This is a genomic window from Campylobacter portucalensis (assembly GCF_009690845.1).
GTDB lineage: Bacteria > Campylobacterota > Campylobacteria > Campylobacterales > Campylobacteraceae > Campylobacter_B > Campylobacter_B portucalensis.
The window spans coordinates 21,001-36,941 of record NZ_VWSJ01000008.1 but is presented as its reverse complement, the minus strand read 5'-3'; the positions used below and the strand labels follow the sequence as shown (position 1 = coordinate 36,941).

General features: G+C 27.3%; 18 protein-coding genes and 1 tRNA gene. 12 read left to right on the top strand and 7 right to left on the bottom strand.

What is annotated here, in order from left to right:
- Nucleotides 1-11 precede the first annotated feature (11 nt).
- Nucleotides 12-1,040 (bottom strand): ribonucleotide-diphosphate reductase subunit beta, encoded by a 1,029-nt coding sequence (locus F1B92_RS03385; protein ID WP_154570506.1) that lies wholly within the window; start codon nucleotides 1,038-1,040, stop codon nucleotides 12-14.
- A 151-nt stretch (nucleotides 1,041-1,191) separates the two neighbouring features.
- Nucleotides 1,192-1,268, bottom strand: a tRNA-Met gene (locus tag F1B92_RS03380).
- A 115-nt stretch (nucleotides 1,269-1,383) separates the two neighbouring features.
- Between F1B92_RS03380 and F1B92_RS03375 the strand changes: the two genes are divergently transcribed.
- A complete protein-coding gene (locus tag F1B92_RS03375; RefSeq protein WP_154570505.1) occupies nucleotides 1,384-1,719 on the top strand; it encodes a YnfA family protein in 336 nt (111 codons plus the stop codon).
- Here the strand turns inward: F1B92_RS03375 and F1B92_RS03370 are convergent.
- Together F1B92_RS03370 and dnaG are read right to left on the bottom strand one after the other, a co-directional pair.
- Nucleotides 1,716-2,702 (bottom strand): argininosuccinate synthase domain-containing protein, encoded by a 987-nt coding sequence (locus F1B92_RS03370; protein ID WP_154570504.1) that lies wholly within the window; start codon nucleotides 2,700-2,702, stop codon nucleotides 1,716-1,718. The genes F1B92_RS03375 and F1B92_RS03370 overlap by 4 nt on opposite strands.
- A complete protein-coding gene (gene dnaG, locus F1B92_RS03365; RefSeq protein WP_154570503.1) occupies nucleotides 2,699-4,345 on the bottom strand; it encodes a DNA primase in 1,647 nt (548 codons plus the stop codon). The genes F1B92_RS03370 and dnaG overlap by 4 nt, the downstream gene beginning before the upstream one ends.
- A gap of 58 nt (nucleotides 4,346-4,403) precedes the next feature.
- Here dnaG and F1B92_RS03360 point away from each other — a divergent pair, with 58 nt between their 5' ends.
- The 6 genes from F1B92_RS03360 (at nucleotide 4,404) to F1B92_RS03335 (ending at nucleotide 8,853) form a co-directional block, all read left to right on the top strand.
- Nucleotides 4,404-5,429, top strand: coding sequence for a tetratricopeptide repeat protein (locus tag F1B92_RS03360; RefSeq protein WP_229770903.1), 1,026 nt, complete (start codon nucleotides 4,404-4,406; stop codon nucleotides 5,427-5,429).
- Nucleotides 5,407-5,826, top strand: a complete 420-nt coding sequence (gene rnhA, locus F1B92_RS03355) for a ribonuclease HI (RefSeq protein WP_326833082.1) — start codon at nucleotides 5,407-5,409, stop codon at nucleotides 5,824-5,826. The genes F1B92_RS03360 and rnhA overlap by 23 nt, the downstream gene beginning before the upstream one ends.
- Before the next feature lie 11 nt (nucleotides 5,827-5,837).
- Complete coding sequence (rnc, locus tag F1B92_RS03350; protein WP_154570501.1) at nucleotides 5,838-6,509, top strand: ribonuclease III; 672 nt, start codon at nucleotides 5,838-5,840, stop codon at nucleotides 6,507-6,509.
- Nucleotides 6,506-7,582, top strand: coding sequence for a chorismate synthase (gene aroC, locus F1B92_RS03345; RefSeq protein WP_154570500.1), 1,077 nt, complete (start codon nucleotides 6,506-6,508; stop codon nucleotides 7,580-7,582). The genes rnc and aroC overlap by 4 nt, the downstream gene beginning before the upstream one ends.
- A 59-nt stretch (nucleotides 7,583-7,641) precedes the next feature.
- Nucleotides 7,642-8,217 carry a superoxide dismutase family protein gene (locus F1B92_RS03340; protein ID WP_154570499.1) on the top strand — a complete coding sequence of 192 codons (576 nt, stop codon included), beginning with the start codon at nucleotides 7,642-7,644 and terminating at the stop codon, nucleotides 8,215-8,217.
- Between the two features lie 471 nt (nucleotides 8,218-8,688).
- Nucleotides 8,689-8,853 carry a hypothetical protein gene (locus tag F1B92_RS03335; protein ID WP_154570498.1) on the top strand — a complete coding sequence of 55 codons (165 nt, stop codon included), beginning with the start codon at nucleotides 8,689-8,691 and terminating at the stop codon, nucleotides 8,851-8,853.
- 994 nt (nucleotides 8,854-9,847) lie between these two features.
- On the opposite strand, the gene sodB is transcribed toward F1B92_RS03335, so the two are convergent.
- The 3 genes from sodB to F1B92_RS03320 form a co-directional block, all read right to left on the bottom strand.
- Entirely contained in the window at nucleotides 9,848-10,498 is a 651-nt protein-coding gene (gene sodB, locus F1B92_RS03330; protein ID WP_154570497.1) for a superoxide dismutase [Fe], read from the bottom strand.
- A gap of 92 nt (nucleotides 10,499-10,590) precedes the next feature.
- On the bottom strand, nucleotides 10,591-12,639 hold the full coding sequence (locus F1B92_RS03325) for a mechanosensitive ion channel domain-containing protein (RefSeq protein WP_154570496.1): 2,049 nt from the start codon (nucleotides 12,637-12,639) through the stop codon (nucleotides 10,591-10,593).
- On the bottom strand, nucleotides 12,602-13,270 hold the full coding sequence (locus tag F1B92_RS03320; RefSeq protein ID WP_195836279.1) for a carbonic anhydrase: 669 nt from the start codon (nucleotides 13,268-13,270) through the stop codon (nucleotides 12,602-12,604). The genes F1B92_RS03325 and F1B92_RS03320 overlap by 38 nt, the downstream gene beginning before the upstream one ends.
- A gap of 154 nt (nucleotides 13,271-13,424) precedes the next feature.
- On the opposite strand from F1B92_RS03320, the gene F1B92_RS03315 reads away from it, so the two are divergent.
- The 5 genes from F1B92_RS03315 to F1B92_RS03295 are packed head-to-tail and all read left to right on the top strand — an operon-like array spanning nucleotide 13,425 to nucleotide 15,909.
- Nucleotides 13,425-14,111 carry a Bax inhibitor-1/YccA family protein gene (locus F1B92_RS03315; RefSeq protein WP_154570495.1) on the top strand — a complete coding sequence of 229 codons (687 nt, stop codon included), beginning with the start codon at nucleotides 13,425-13,427 and terminating at the stop codon, nucleotides 14,109-14,111.
- Entirely contained in the window at nucleotides 14,101-14,496 is a 396-nt protein-coding gene (locus F1B92_RS03310; RefSeq protein ID WP_326833083.1) for a thiamine-phosphate pyrophosphorylase, read from the top strand. The genes F1B92_RS03315 and F1B92_RS03310 overlap by 11 nt, the downstream gene beginning before the upstream one ends.
- Nucleotides 14,497-14,541: 45 nt before the next feature.
- The gene (secG, locus tag F1B92_RS03305; protein WP_154570494.1) at nucleotides 14,542-14,874 is read left to right on the top strand and encodes a preprotein translocase subunit SecG; all 333 of its coding nucleotides are present in this window, start codon (nucleotides 14,542-14,544) and stop codon (nucleotides 14,872-14,874) included.
- A 15-nt stretch (nucleotides 14,875-14,889) separates the two neighbouring features.
- Nucleotides 14,890-15,441, top strand: coding sequence for a ribosome recycling factor (gene frr / locus F1B92_RS03300; RefSeq protein WP_154570493.1), 552 nt, complete (start codon nucleotides 14,890-14,892; stop codon nucleotides 15,439-15,441).
- Nucleotides 15,442-15,474: 33 nt separating this feature from the next.
- Complete coding sequence (locus tag F1B92_RS03295) at nucleotides 15,475-15,909, top strand: RDD family protein (RefSeq protein WP_154570492.1); 435 nt, start codon at nucleotides 15,475-15,477, stop codon at nucleotides 15,907-15,909.
- Nucleotides 15,910-15,941 lie beyond the last annotated feature (32 nt).

Sequence of the window (15,941 nt, the reverse complement as noted above, 5' to 3'; positions counted from 1 at the left end):
AAAAAATTATATTAAAAATCATCAAAAGTTAAACTTCCTTTGCTGTAATTTGCAACCTTACTTTCAAAAAAATTTGATTTTTGATCATTAAAACTAGAGAAATCATCTACCCATTTTATAGGATGTTTTGCATTGTATTTTTTTTGTAAACCAATAGCTACCAATCTTTGATCAACAAGATAATGGATATATTCTGTAATAATATCATCTGTAAAGCCCATGATTTGGTTATCTGTGATATATTTTCCCCACTGAATTTCTAACTCTCCAGCTTTTTCAAACATATCATAAATTTTTTCTATTATCTCATTTGTAAAAAGTTCTGGACGCTCTTTTTTGACTGAATTTATCATATTTTGAAATAAAAGCAAATGAGTTATTTCATCTCTTTGGATAAATCTTATCATCTGAGCTGAACCAAGCATTTTACCAGCTCTTGCAAGTGCATAAATTGCAGTAAAACCACTATAAAAATAGATTCCTTCTAAAATTTGATTTGCAACCATTGCTAAAATCAGTTTATTTTCAGTAACATCACCTGCTAATTCTTCATAAATGCTAGAAATATAATCATTTTTCTTTTTAAGTACAGCGTCGTGTTTTTCCATTTCATAAATTAAATCGGTATTTTCACAAATTGCCTCAACCATAACCGCATAACTTTTTGAATGATTTGCTTCTTCATAAGCTTGACGGACTAAAACAGCATTTATTTCTGGAGCTGTGATGTATGGATTTATATTATCAGCAAGATTGTTTGTTTGAAAACTATCCATTGATATTAATTGACTCCATACTAAATCATACATACGCTTCTCAGCAGTTGTTAAATTAAAATTATAATCTCTTACATCATCAGTTGTATCAACTTCTTTTGGAAACCAAGTATTTGCCTCCATGATATCCCATAGCTTTAATGCCCATTGATATTTTGCTTTTGTGAAATTTAAAATTCCGTGTGGATTTCCATTAAAAACCCTTCTATCTGTTAATGTTTCATTTGATTGTGGATTATAAATTTTTTTCTTTTCAACTAACATTTTATTCCTTAAATTTTAGTATTGATTAAATATTTTAAGTTGTAATTATATCAGAATAAAGATAAATTAATATTGAAAAAAACTATTTATTTTAGATTGTGATTAAATTTACAAAGAATTAAATTACAGAGATTGAGAGTAAAATTAAATTTGGTGTCAAGAGAGAGACTTGAACTCTCGACCTCCGGCTTATGAGACCAGCGCTCTAACCAGCTGAGCTACCTTGACATTTAAAAAAATGAGATTATATCAAAAGTATTCTTATAAATTTCTAAATTTCTATATAAAAGCTAAATTTCAGAGTATTTGATTATACTTTATTAAATTTTTATGAGGTATAAAATTGATAGTTGAAATTTTGTATTATTTAGTGGCAGCATTTTTTGAAATTTTAGGTTGTTATTTTTTTTGGATAGTGTTTAAAGATGGCAAAAATTTAGCTTACATTGGAACTGGAATTTTATCTTTAATAATTTTTGCTTTTATTCTAACAAGAGTAGAGAGCGAATTTGCGGGTCGTGCTTATGCGGCTTATGGTGGAATTTATATATTTAGTTCTCTTCTTTGGTTAATTTTTGTAGAAAAACAAAGTATCACAAAATTTGATATTATTGGCGTTAGTTTTGTGATACTTGGTGCTTGTGTTATAATTTTTGGATTTTTAAAAAAACTTCATTAACCTACAAAAAATTTATGGGCGATATCTTTATTTTCAAAAGCAGTAACGCTAAAATTTACACCATCAACAATCACATCATAAATTTGATTTGGCTCTGTTTTTGCATATGTTAGCATAAATTTAGCTGCTATTTCTTTATCTTTTATATGTGCGTTTTTGCTTATTAAAACATACGGTCCAACTGTTTGATGAGGTAAATTTATAGCTATAAATTTTGGATTTTTTATATTTTTTAATTTTTGATTGTCTATTTCATCTTTTCCAATTATAAGTTTTGAGCCATTTTCTAATCTCAAATGTCGCCCAAATTTTAAAATTTCACTATCTAATGGAGTTTGAATTCCTTCAAATTTTAAAGCATCCCTTAACTTTTGACTATAACTTTGAAGTGTTAATAAACACCCTCCACCTGGTGTTTCAAATTCACTAAATCCAAATTTATTAGCTAATTCAAACTGTTTTGTTCGACTTCTTCCACTAATATCTAAAAGCCTCTCTCTATCCACCCAGCCATTGATTTCAGGTGTGGTTGGCTTTAATAATTTAGCACACATTGGACGCAAAATTAAGGCATTTTCATCACCTGATAAATTTAAGACTTGATCTAGAGCTGTTTTTCTCTGACTCATAGGTCGTTGCCCTAAAACTTCGCCTGTAATTATAAAATTTGCATCTCTATCTTTTAGCATATTTAAAGCAGTTTTAAACATATAAGCGTGGCAATCAATGCAAGGATTCATATGTTTTCCATAGCCATATTGTGGATTTAATAAAACATCTTGCAGATATGAATTTCGAATATCAACTATCTCAAAATCTGCTCCAGCCATATTTGCTCTTTTTCTTAAAATTTCGCTTTTATCCTCTTTGCCTCCAAAACCTATATTTATGTGAAGTGCTGTTACATCGATATTTTGACTTGTTATAAGTTTAATAGCAAGCATACTATCAAGCCCTCCACTAAATAGTGCCAATGCTCTCATTTTACTCCTTTTAATTTTCTAATTATTTTTTGTATTTCCATTATTTGTGAAATTTTATCAATCTCATTTGAATTTTTTAAAAAAATTATTCTATCTTCATATTTTTTAATTAATAATATTTTTATCGCTTCTTTAAAATCTTGAAATTGTGTAAAAATTTCAATTCTTTCATCAAGCTCCAGCTCTCTTAAAAAAATATTTTGATTTTCATCTTTTTGAGGAGAAATTATAGCTGTAAATTCATTAAAATGAGTTTTAAAATGGTTAAAATTTATAATATCTTTTGCTTTTTCAAAAAAATCTTTATGAAAAATCATACTTTTTAAAATTTGAAGTTCTAAATAGTCTCTTTTTTTATCTTGTTGTTCTAAATTTGGAGCTGAAGTCTTTTTAATGTTTATATTTTTTAAGCTTAAATTTACTAAAGATGGATCTAAATTTAAAATTTTTGCTACAAAATTTTTGTATCCATTGGCTACGATTGGTTTTAGGGTTGTTGTAAATTTTTTGATTTCATTTAAGGCTTTTTGCTTTTGTTGTGGGCGTTGAATTTCAAAACTATCAACTATATTTTTTATAACAAATTCACCACTTTCAACTCTTGTATTTAAAATTTTTTCTAGTTTGGAAATTTCACCATTTTGTATTAAATCGGCTGGATCGGCTCTGTTTGGGATTATAACCACGCTAGAATCAATCTCATTTATGCTTAAAAGTCTAGCACTTTTAATAGCAGCATTTATCCCTGCTTCATCTCCATCAAAACACAAAATCACCCTAGCATCACTTCTTCTTAAAAGTGGAAGATGATTTTGCGTAAGAGCCGTTCCAAGAACTGCAACAGCGTTTTTAAAACCAGCTTTATGAAGCATTATTACATCCATATAACCTTCAACTATTAAAATTTCTTTAGTTTTAAAAATTTCATCTTTTGAAAGATTATAAGCATATAGAGTTTTTGATTTATCAAATACCTTACTTTCAGGGCTATTTACATATTTTGCAGGATGATTTGAAATTGTCCTTCCACCAAAACCAACAAGCTTTCCTGTGTGATTTTTAATAGCAAAAGTTATCCTATCTATAAAACTCGCATAAAAGCCGTTTTCGCTCTGTTTTAAAATACCTACCTCATTTGCTTCTTCTAAATTTATACCTTCATTTTTTAAAAAATTTATAGTATTTTGTGAATTTGGAGCCCAGCCTAATTCAAATTTTTCTATTAAAGAGTTATCAAAACCTCTTTTATAAAGATAGTCTAAAGCCGTTTGATTTTGAGATAAATTTAGTTTATAAAAACCAGAAATTAACTCTAAAATTTTTTTATTTTCCATTTTTATATTATTTTGATTTGTATATTCAAGACTAAAATTTTGCATATTTGCTAATTTTTCAACTGCTTCTGGAAAATTTAGCTTTTCATAATCCATTATAAATTTAATAGCATTTCCGCCAGCTTTGCAAGAAAAACAGTGAAAAATATTTAATTGAGAATTTACGCTCATACTTGGATTTTTATCATCATGAAAAGGACAAAGTCCTACAAAATTTTGCCCACTTCTTTTTAAATTTACATAGTGGCTTACAACATCAACAATGTCGGTTTGTTCTAATAATCTTTCAATACTTTGCTGTGTAATCATAAGCTATATTATACAAAAAGTTTGTTATAATAAAACTAAATTTTTAAAAAGAGGCTTGGTGGAAAATTTTTTAATAGATTATAGAGATCCGATTTTTGGGCTTATTATTTTAATAAGCACTGCTTTTATAATAGCTTTATTTAGCTATATTTGGGGAATTTTTAGCAGTAGTAATGAGTCAAGAAAAATAGAAGTTTTTATAAAAAAATTTGATTCAACAAATGGACTAAGTCAAAAATACAAAGAGTTTTTAAAATCAATAAAACTTGAAAATGATACACTTGGAATTTTGGCAAATGTTTTTACTAAAAGTGGAGATTTTGAAAAAGCGATAAATATATATTTAATAGCTCTTGAAAACGCAAAAACGAAAAAAGAAAAAGAGTTTATTTTTACAAATTTAGGAAGTGTTTATTTTAAAGCTGGTTTTTTAAAAAAAGCAGAAGAAATTTTTCTTAAAAATCTTGAAATAGCACCTAGAAATAAGGTTTCGTTAAAAATTTTAAGTGTAATTTATGAAAAGCTTAAAATGTTTGATAATGAGCTTGAAATTTTAGATGCCTTAAAAGAGCAAGATGTGGAAATTTCAAAATCTTTGGCTTTTGTAAAATCACAAATTATAGCAAATGATAAAAATTTAAGCTTTATTGAAAAAATAGAAAAAATTTATAAATTAGAAAGTGATTATGAAATGGTAAATAGAATTATTTTAGAGCTTTTTATAAAACACAACGAGCCTTTATCAAATTTAAAAACTTTTCCAAAATTAAATGATTGTATCGATATGATTTGGTATTTAGAAGATGCAATAAATTTGCAAGATAAAGAGTATAAGGCTTTATTTTATGCTAAAAATTTAATAAATGAATATGAAGAGAGTGAATTTTTTGAAATAAATGCTATATCGGCGATGAGAAGAGGGCTATTTTTTGATGCAGATTTAAATTTTCAATATATATGTGATGATTGTAAAAGTAATTTGCCGTCATTTTTTTATAGATGTCCAGTATGTTATTCTTTAAAAGGTGCAAAAATTTTACCAAAAATAGTAAGGAAAAATAGTGAAATCAATATGCCTTTTTAGTGATGGTTCTTGTCTTGGAAATCCAGGAGTTGGAGGCTGGGCTTGTATTTTAAGATATAAAGAAAATCAAAAAATATTAGTTGGTGGAGAGAGAAATACTACAAACAATAAAATGGAATTAACCGCCGTAATTATGGGCTTAAAATCACTAAAAGAGCCTTGTGATGTTGAAATTTACACAGATAGTTCATATGTTGCAAATTCTATAAATTTATGGCTTAAGGGCTGGATAAAAAAAGATTTTAAAAATGTAAAAAATGTAGAGTTGTGGAAAGAATTTTTAATCGTTTCAAAAACACATAAAATCAAAGCTTTTTGGATAAAAGCACACGCAGGACACCCTGAAAATGAGGAGTGCGATAGATTGGCAAGAGAATTTGCACAAAAACTAAAATAAAGGATTTTACATTGGAAAAATTAGAAAAAAAATTAGGATATAAATTTAGAGATATTTCTGTATTAGAAAGAGCTTTAACGCATAAGAGTTCAACAAAAGCTTTTAATAATGAAAGATTGGAATTTTTAGGAGATGCTGTTATGGACTTGGTGGTTGCTAAATATCTATTTGATAAATTTAAGGGCTGTCCTGAGGGGGATTTATCAAAATTAAGAGCTGCTCTTGTTAATGAAAAGAGTTTTGCAACGCTTGCAAGAAAGATAAATTTAGGAGATTTTTTATACATATCTTTGGCTGAAGATAATAACAATGGCCGTCATAAAGATTCTATTTTATCAGATGCATTTGAGGCTTTAATGGGAGCAATTTTTCTTGAATCAGGACTTGATGAGGTAGAAAAAATATCCATATCACTATTTGAAAAAGAGTATAAAAATATTAGCTTGGATGCGTTGGTTAAGGATTATAAAACAACCTTGCAAGAGATTACTCAAGCAAAATTTGCACTAATACCTGAATACAAACTAATATCATCCAAAGGACCAGATCATAATAAAAATTTTGAAATGGGTGTGTTTTTAAATGGAATTGAATATGGAAAAGCAATAGGTAGAAGCAAGAAAGAGGGTGAGCAAAAGGCCGCAAAAATCGCGATAGAAAAGATAAAAAAAGGTAAAATATGAATACTTTTGGAGTTAAATTACGATTAACAACTTTTGGAGAAAGTCATGGCGAGGGTATTGGTGGCGTGATTGATGGCTTACCAAGTGGAATTAAAATCGATTTAGAATTTATACAAAATGAGTTAAATAAAAGAAAGCCTGGCTCTAAATTTGGAACTTCAAGAAAAGAGAGTGATACTATTGAAATTTTAAGTGGGGTTTTTGATGGATTTAGTACAGGTACTCCAATTGGTCTTTTAATAAAAAATGAAAATCAAAAAAGCAAAGATTATGATAATATAAAAGATCTTTTTAGACCAGGTCATGCCGATTTTACATATATGCAAAAATTTGGCATAAGAGATTATAGAGGTGGTGGCAGAAGTAGCGCAAGAGAGAGTGCCATAAGAGTTGCAGGTGGGGCTTTGGCTCAAATTTTTTTGAATGAATTTAATATAAGCGTTGAGAGTGGAATTTATGGAATAGGAAAAAATTATGGCGATTTAATGAAGGCTGATTTTGAATTTGCTAAAAAATCTGAAATTTTCTCTCTTTTTCCAAATTTAGAAGCCGAATTTAAAAAAGAAATTTTAAATGCTAGAAATTCTCACGATAGCGTAGGCGGATCTGTTCTTACTATCATAAGAAATCCACCAGTTGGACTTGGAGAAGTTTTATATGATAAATTTGATGCAAGAATCGGTGCGGCAATGATGGGAATAAATGCGGTTAAGGCTGTTGAAATAGGTCTTGGTGTAAATTCTAGTAAAACCAAAGGAAGTTTTAATAACGATGAAATTAATAAAAAAGGCTTTATCTCAAATAATTCAGGCGGAATACTTGGTGGAATTACAAATGGAGATGATGTAGTTATAAAAACTCATTTTAAGCCAACTCCTTCAATTTTTTTACCACAAAATACAATAGATAAATTTGGTAACGAAGTAAGATGCGAGTTAAGAGGACGTCATGATCCTTGTGTTGCTGTTAGGGGAAGCGTGGTTGCAACGGCTATGGCAAGATTGATTGTGGCTGATATGATGCTTTTAAATGCTAGTTCAAAATTAGAAAATTTGAAAAAAATATATATATAATATTGAATATTTATAATAAAAATGCTAATATTTAGCACTTTTATTATAAAGGAGTAAAAATGAAAAAAGTACTTTTAACAAGTTTGGTTATGGCTACTCTTGCATTTAGCCATAACCATCACGATCATATGCATCATCACGATGATCACGCTATTAATGAATTTAATCCAAAAAGCGTTAAGCATATAGTGGTTGAAATGAATTTGCTTGATGAAAAAGGTGATAAAAAAGTAGGTGAAGTTGTGGTTATCAATACAAATTATGGTGTGGCATTTTTTCCAAATATGAGTGGCTTTGAAAAGAGTGGAATGCATGGATTTCATGTGCATGTAAATCCAGATTGTGGTGCTACCCAAAAGGGTCTTGGTATGAAAGCTGGCGGACACTGGGATCCAAAAAATACAGGCAAACACTCTTTTACATGGGATGATGAGGGGCATATGGGAGATTTACCTGCGCTTTATGTAAATGAAAAAGGTGTTGCAAATTATCCAGTTTTAGCTCCAAAAATTAAAAATATCGATGAGTTAAGAGGTCATTCTATTATGGTTCATGTAGGTGGTGATAATCACAGTGATAATCCTGCTAAACTTGGCGGCGGCGGTGCTAGGATGATTTGTGGCGTTATAAAATAAATTTGTAGCTCTTTTTGAGCTACAAATAAAATTTTGATTAATTAAATTTAAATATAAATTTAATTAGTTTATAATTCGATGAGTTAAAATTTTAAAGTCCATTGAAAACTAAAATTTATATTTAATGAATTTTAAAGCCAAATTTAAAAGTAATTAAATTTAACTATTTAAGATATTTTATACCATTTATTCACGATAAATTTTTTATAAGATTTATTCATTTATAACCCATTTTTTTCATCAAAACCAGTATTTAAAAATGGCGTCTTAAATAATAATGGTTCAATTTAAACTCTAGCAAGGATCTTTAAGTTATAATTTTACCGATAAAAAATATATCATTTAAGAATTTTAGAGATTAAATTTAGAAAAATATTAATTATTTTTGCAAAGAAAAAGGAGCCACAAAAATATTAAAACTAATAGTCGTTATAGACAACTTTATAGAAATTTCTCAAAAAATAGAATTTAATGATAAATGAGTGTGAGAAAATTTCTAAATTTAGTGGCGAGATAGAAATAAATGAGAGTTTTTTGGAATTATGTCATTTTGATTTTAAAATGATAATTTTTTTAAATAAAATTGGAAATTTCCAAACAATTATCTTAAGTTTAATAGTTAAATTCCAATTTTAAATGCAATTTTTCACATCCAAAACCGCCCCCTAAATTTATCAAGATCATATGATAGTAAAAATTTGGCGTTTTTGTATAAAAATGATAAAGCTTAGTAAAATTTTTTTAAAAATAATTTAATTAGATATTTTATTAAAAAGATGAAATTCAAAATCACACAAAAAATTTAGTTTTGTTGATAAAAAATAAAAAATAATTTAAAAAAAATGTCACTTAATCCGTTTAAGCTTAAATTTTAAGTTTCATTTCTAAAAACTTGCTTTTTTTTGCGTGTCACTTAATCAAAAATGCGGTAAAATGGGAGTTATTGGCTTATTAAGGGACATTAAGTTTTATTAAGGGACAAATTTTGCAAAAAATGTCTTATTAACCATCTATTTCTTAAGCGAAATTTACTATTTTTTAGTTTAAACCTTAAACGCTAAAAAGCCCTATATTTGGCTATTTTAATTTTTTTGGGATATTTTTTAGGAGTGCATTTAATTTTAAACACTTATGGTAAAAAAGGCGTTTAAAGCCCTTTAATTGGCGTTTAAAATCTTTAAAATAGATCTATTTTTGGGAATTTTTGGCAGTTTTGGGAAATTTGGGATTTTTTTCAATCCTTAAAAACAGAACATAAAATGGGAATTTTTTTTATCAAACCCCCACACCATCGCACTTTTAAACATTTTAGTGCTTAAAAATAAATTCTAATTAGTTATTATACAAAGTGCAGAGATGATTTTTAAATAGATTAAGTAAATTTAAAGGTTTGCATTAAAATAATTTTAAAGAGTGTAATTAGATATAAAAAGAAATAATTTATATAAAACATTATATGAGAAAAAATTAGTTTAAGTTAAATTGAGTTAAGGTTTTTAAAAACTAAAAAATAAAAATTTGATAAATAGTAGATTGATTTAATATTTCTTAGATGAATTTTTAATGACGATTTGTTTTAATTTTTAGTATAAAAAGCTTTAGTGATTTAAATTCACTAAAGCTTAAATTTTTAGCAAGAGCAACCGCAACATTTTTGATTTACTTCAGGATGAACCTCATTTATATAAAATTTCACAGATTCTAACTCCTCTTTTAAAGCCCATTCATAAGCTTTTGAAACAAATTCCCAATTTATATTTTCATAAAATTTATCCAAATATGCAGGTCTTGCATTTTGTGTATCAAGATAATATGCATGTTCCCAAACATCCACAACAAGAAGTGGAATTTTATTATCAGTTACAGGAGTAGCGGCATTTGATGTTTGAATAATCTCAAGATTTTTATTTTTTGGATTATAAACAAGCCAACACCATCCAGCACCAAATAAAGTAGTCGCTGCATTTAAAAACTCGCTTTTAAAATCTTTAAAATTTTCTTCTAAAGCTTTTTTAAGCTCTTCGGACATTTCACTTTTTTTTGCGATACAGTCCCAATAAAAATCGTGATTATAAACTTGAGCCGCATTGTTAAATAGCCCACCTTTTGCTTTTTGAAGCATTTCAAACAAACTAGCGTCTTTAAATTCGCTTTCACTTTGTAATTTGTTTAAATTTACAACATAAGTGTTATGATGTTTTCCGTGATGAAAACTACAGGTTTCTTCGCTAACTACAGCGTTACTTTTTGCACAAAATGGTAATTCTCTTAATTTAAACATAATTTCTCCTTTTAATAAAATTAGAGAAATTATACTAAATTAAAGTAAGTATTTTGTAAATAAGAGTTATTATACCTTATTTACAAAAATAATTATTTTGGCATTTGTTCTACGTAAAGACTTTGTGAAGGAAATGCAAATTCAAGCCCATGTTTATCTAAAATTTGAGCTATTTTTAGCATCACATCTTGCTTTACTTCTAAAAAATCTGCATAAGCGATTGATTTTGAGTAGCAATACACCATAATATTTATAGAAGAATCAGCAAATTCATCAAGTACTACATATAGATTGCTTTTATAACCCGCAAAATCATCTATAGAAACTATTTTTTGTTTATATAAATGACGTGATTTGCTTGAATTTTCGTTAGGTTTTGCTATTCCTGGATGTTCTAAAAGCATAGTTTTTACATCTTTTATAAATTCTACAATCTGCTTAGGAGTGGTTGAATATTTTAGACCAAGATACATTTTCATATGTCGCCCAACTTTTCTTCTGCTCCAGTTTTTTATATTATTATCAATAATTTTTGAATTTGGCACAAAAACAAGAGCGTTGTCGCTTGTTCTAATTGTAGTTTTTCTAAGCCCAGTCTCTACAACAACTCCCTCTACACTGCCGATAACAACTGAATCTCCTTGAGAAAATGAGTTATCAAAAAGCACCATAATTGATGCAAATAAATTTGCAATTATATCTTTAGTCGCAAGAGCAATAGCTAACCCTCCAATACCTAAAGAAGCAATAATGGCTGATACATTTAGCCCGATACTGCTTAAAATCATTAAAATGGCAATAATAATAACAACGATATATAGAAATTTAACTATTAAATTTAAAACCTCTTTTCTGCTTCCTTTTGTGGCTAGTTTGCTAATTAATATCACTCCATAACCGTTAATTATCTCTGTAAATAGCCATGCATAAAGAATAATATAAACTACATCAAAAAAATTAGCAAAAATTAGTGGCACGGGATTTGGATAGTAAAATATACTTAAACATATATCAACGCCATAGCCAATAAGCAAAATCCCCATCGGTTTTTTTATGATATTAATAACTTGCGTTTTTGTCTCGCCTTCATTTGATTTATTTTTTGAAAATAATGTAAAAAACATATATATTATATTAGCTAAAAATTTTCTTATAGAAAATAGTGCTATCATTATCATTATAATTGGTAAAATTTTACCTAAATTTATAGCACTGCTTTTAAAAGGCGAGATATCATTTATATAGCTTATAAGACTACCTAAATTTAGGCTAGTAAAAATAAAATTTGTAGCCAATAAATTTGTATTATCAAGCAAAAATTTTAAAATTTCTTCATATGTAAATTTTGTATTTTCTAAATCGCTTAGAGATTTTTTTAAAATTTCTAAATCACTATCTTTTATCTTTAAATTTTCAATATTTTGTTTGATTTCTTGAAAATTTAAAAGCTGTATGTTTAATAGATTTTTTTGGATTGTAGTTTTTAACTCATTTTTATTTGCTCCATTTAAAAATATCTGTTCAAGTTTTAGAAAAGTTGAGAAAAACTCATCCCATAAATTCATTTGCTCAAATTGGAGTAAATTGTTTATATAATTAAAACTTTGTTTATTGTTAGAGTATTTTTTTAAATTATTTTTTACCTTATTTTTTTGTTTTATGTATTTAAAAAGCTCTTCTTTTTTAATTGTTTGATTTGTAATAACTGATGGAATTTTATTTAATAAAACATTTTTTTCTTTGTTAATGTTTTCTATTTCGTTTTTGCTAGAATTTGCATCGAGATTAGATTTTAAAATAGAAATTTTTTGATTTAAGTCTTTTATTTCAAATACTATAAATCCTAAATTATTATCTTGATTAATTAAATTTGTCTCATCTCTAACTGCTTTATCAGCAATAATATTGATGATGTTTTTAGCTTCTTCGTCGTCTTCATTGATTTTTGTTGTTTTGGATATTATGTCGACAATTTCTTCTTTTTCTTTGCTAATATTTTCTTCATTAATATTTTCATCATTTTTTATGATTGAATTTATTATTGAATTCTCTTTTGATTGCTCTTGAGGGTTTAAATTTTCAGTATTTGCAAGCAGATTAACACTAAAAATCAGTAAAAATTTCGTTATAAATTTTCTCATAATCTTTATCCTTATTTAATAATTTAAATTTTTGTTCTTTTATATCGTAGTTAAAAAGAGAGCCTGTTTCTATTATGTAATGCCATCCATAAATACGCATTTGATTGTTTTTGATTTTATCTTTTATGTCAGGATATGTTAGTAAATTTTCAATAGAATTTATTATATTAAGTCTTTCAGTAATCCAAGCCTTACTAGCAAAGTCTTTAAATTTTAGCTTTTCTACTTCATATTTTACTTCACCCATTAATTTTAGCCAATTTTTTACATTTGGAACTTTATCTAATTTTTCTTTATCATAATAAAGAGCAGCACATCCACCACAATTACTATGCCCGCAAATAATAACATCTCTTACATTTAAAACATACAAAGCGTATTCTATCGCAGAAGTTGTAGCTACAAATTCATCACTAATTCTATATTTAGGAACTATGTTTGCTATATTTCTAACCACAAACATCTCGCCAGGTTTTGTGTTTGTTATTAAATTTGGCACAACTCTTGAGTCAGAGCATCCTATAAAAAGAGTATGAGGTTGTTGCTTATTAGCTAAATTTTGAAAGAGTTCTTTATATTCTTCAAAATACTCTTGCATAAATTTAATACCGCCTTCTATAACATCATTCAAAATTTTTCCTTGATTTTTATTTAAAATCCGTATTTTAACAAAATATTATAAAATATCAAGAAAATTTAGTAAAAAAGCTTTTATTTGTTAAATTTAATTTTAATTTACATATTTTTTGTTAAAATCACAAAAAATAAATATTTAAGGAGAATTAATGGGTTTGTATGACAGAGATTATGCTTTAGAAAAAGAAGTAGAATTTTCTAGAAGTGAAGGTAGGATTGCTGTTTTTATTAAGGATACGTATAAATTAATACTTGCTTCTTTAATAGCGGCTGTTGGCGGTGCTTACTTGGGAATGGGTTCTGGTATAGCTTATAGTCCGTTGCTGTTTTTGGTGGTTGAGTTTGCTTTATTGTTTGGTTTATTTTTTGCAGATAAAAGCGGTAAGAGAAATTTAGCTTTGGGATTACTTTTTGTTTTTACATTTATAACTGGCTTTTTTTTGGGACCTGTTTTAAATGCTTATGTGGGTAGAGGTATGGGTTATGTAGTAACTCAAGCTTTTGTAGGAACTGCTGTAACATTTGGGGCTTTAACACTTTATGCATTTAATGCTAAAGCTGATTTTAGTTCTTGGGGTAAGCCACTCTTTTTTATTTTAATTGGTGTTATGGTTGCTAGTATTTTAAACTATTTTTTCTTTAAAAGCACGATGATGTCGCTTGTTGTATCAGGTTTGAGTGCTATATTATTTAGTGCATATATTTTATATGACACTCAAAATATCATAAAAGGAAGATATGATTCACCTATAATGGCAGCTGTTGGGATGTATTTAAATATATTAAATTTATTTATCTCATTACTTAACATTTTAGGGATTACAAATAGAGATTAAAATTTATCGCGTTATTGATGCGAATTTAAATCGTTTCAAAGAAGGCATAAGAGTCGTTGAAGACATTTTAAGATATGTTTTTGACGACTTTAATCATTCTCTTAAATTAAAAAATTTAAGACACTTAGCAAATTTAGAGATCCAAAACAGTGCTATTAAATTTAGAGATTGTGTAAATGATGTGTTAAAGCCAAGTTTAAATTTAGAGTTAAAAAGAGAGAATTTACAAGATTTAATTAGTGCAAATTTAAAAAGAGCACAGGAGAGCTCTAGAGTACTTGAGGAGTGTTTTAAGCTTATAGATTTAAAAATTTCAGAAAATTTCAAAAATGCTAGATATGAACTTTATGATATAGAAAAAGAGATTTTAAATTTAAATTTATAAAGTTTTTAGTATAATGCGATTTTTATTATAACAAAAGGATTGAATTTGAATACGTTTTTACTTGTTTTACAATTTATACTGACAATACTTTTAACTATATCTGTTCTTTTACAAAAAAGTTCGTCAATGGGACTTGGTGCTTATAGTGGAAGCAACGAAAGCTTGTTTGGTGCAAAGGGTGCTGGAGGGTTTTTAGCTAAATTTACAGCAACTTTAGCTGTAATTTTCATCATAAATACTCTTGCACTTGGATATAGTTATCAAAAAAATTCAACAAAATCTATTTTAGATAAGATTGAGAAAAAAGATTTAGAAATTCCCGTCATTCCAACTATTCCACAATCAAATTCTATTCCAAAAGCACCAGATGTTAAGTAATTTAAAGGATATTGTATGCTAGAAAATATATTTAAAAACCAAAAACAAAGTTGTGAAAAAGCTATTGAGTCTTTAAAAAGAGATTTTTTAACATTAAGAACAGGAAAAGTTAGTGTTAATATTTTAGATAATATTCATGTTGATTATTATGGAAGTCAAACTCCATTAAATCAAGTAGCTACGGTTCTTGCTACAGATGCTACTACTATCACTATAAATCCCTGGGAAAAAAATATGCTAAAAAGTATTGAAAGTGCTATTGCGGCAGCAAATATAGGCGTTAATCCAAATAACGATGGCGAGAGCATTAAGCTATTTTTTCCACCAATGACTTACGAGCAAAGAGAAGAAAATGCCAAAAAAGCAAAAGCTATGGGGGAAAAAGCAAAAGTTAGCATTAGAAACGCTAGAAAAGATGCTAATGATGATGTAAAAAAGATAGAAAAAGAGATTTCAGAAGATGAGGTAAAAAAGGCAAAAGATGAGATTCAAAAAATCACCGATAGTTACACTCAAATTTCTGATAATTTAGTTAAAAATAAAGAATCAGAACTTTTAAAAGTCTGATTGGAGTGGGTTGTAAATTTATAGCCCTTTAAGATGTCTAAACAAAAAGCAATTATTTCACCAATAATACTTAGAGTAAAAGCGTTTATAATAGATATTTTTTTAATATCTATGCCGCTTTTATATTGTACAACTTATCTAATTTTAAATGGAAAAGATGACTTTCAGCACAACCAATTGGCTATTTTTATTGTTTGGATTATTTATGGTGTTATAACTTCTATCTTTTATTCCTTAAAAGCCCAAACACCAGGATATAAAGCAAGTGAAATTTACTTAATAAATTTAAAAACGGGTAAAAAAGTTAGTTTTTTAAGAGCATTTTTTAGATATATTTTATTTATTATTAGTTGTGCTTTTGTGGTTGGATTTTTGGTGTGTTTTTTTAGAAAAGATAGATTAAATTTGCACGATGTTTTAACAAAAACAGCACCCGTTAAAAGAAAGTTTAAAAATGATATTAACTAAAATTTTAATTTTTTTGTTTATAAAATTTAGTT

Coding starts and splice junctions, on each gene's coding strand:
- F1B92_RS03385 (WP_154570506.1), bottom strand. CDS start 1,040: ATGTTAGTTGAAAAGAAAAAAATTTATAATCCACAATCAAATGAAACA.
- F1B92_RS03370 (WP_154570504.1), bottom strand. CDS start 2,702: ATGAGAGCATTGGCACTATTTAGTGGAGGGCTTGATAGTATGCTTGCT.
- dnaG (WP_154570503.1), bottom strand. CDS start 4,345: ATGATTACACAGCAAAGTATTGAAAGATTATTAGAACAAACCGACATT.
- aroC (WP_154570500.1), top strand. CDS start 6,506: ATGAATACTTTTGGAGTTAAATTACGATTAACAACTTTTGGAGAAAGT.
- F1B92_RS03340 (WP_154570499.1), top strand. CDS start 7,642: ATGAAAAAAGTACTTTTAACAAGTTTGGTTATGGCTACTCTTGCATTT.
- F1B92_RS03335 (WP_154570498.1), top strand. CDS start 8,689: ATGATAAATGAGTGTGAGAAAATTTCTAAATTTAGTGGCGAGATAGAA.
- sodB (WP_154570497.1), bottom strand. CDS start 10,498: ATGTTTAAATTAAGAGAATTACCATTTTGTGCAAAAAGTAACGCTGTA.
- F1B92_RS03325 (WP_154570496.1), bottom strand. CDS start 12,639: ATGAGAAAATTTATAACGAAATTTTTACTGATTTTTAGTGTTAATCTG.
- F1B92_RS03315 (WP_154570495.1), top strand. CDS start 13,425: ATGGGTTTGTATGACAGAGATTATGCTTTAGAAAAAGAAGTAGAATTT.
- frr (WP_154570493.1), top strand. CDS start 14,890: ATGCTAGAAAATATATTTAAAAACCAAAAACAAAGTTGTGAAAAAGCT.
- F1B92_RS03295 (WP_154570492.1), top strand. CDS start 15,475: ATGTCTAAACAAAAAGCAATTATTTCACCAATAATACTTAGAGTAAAA.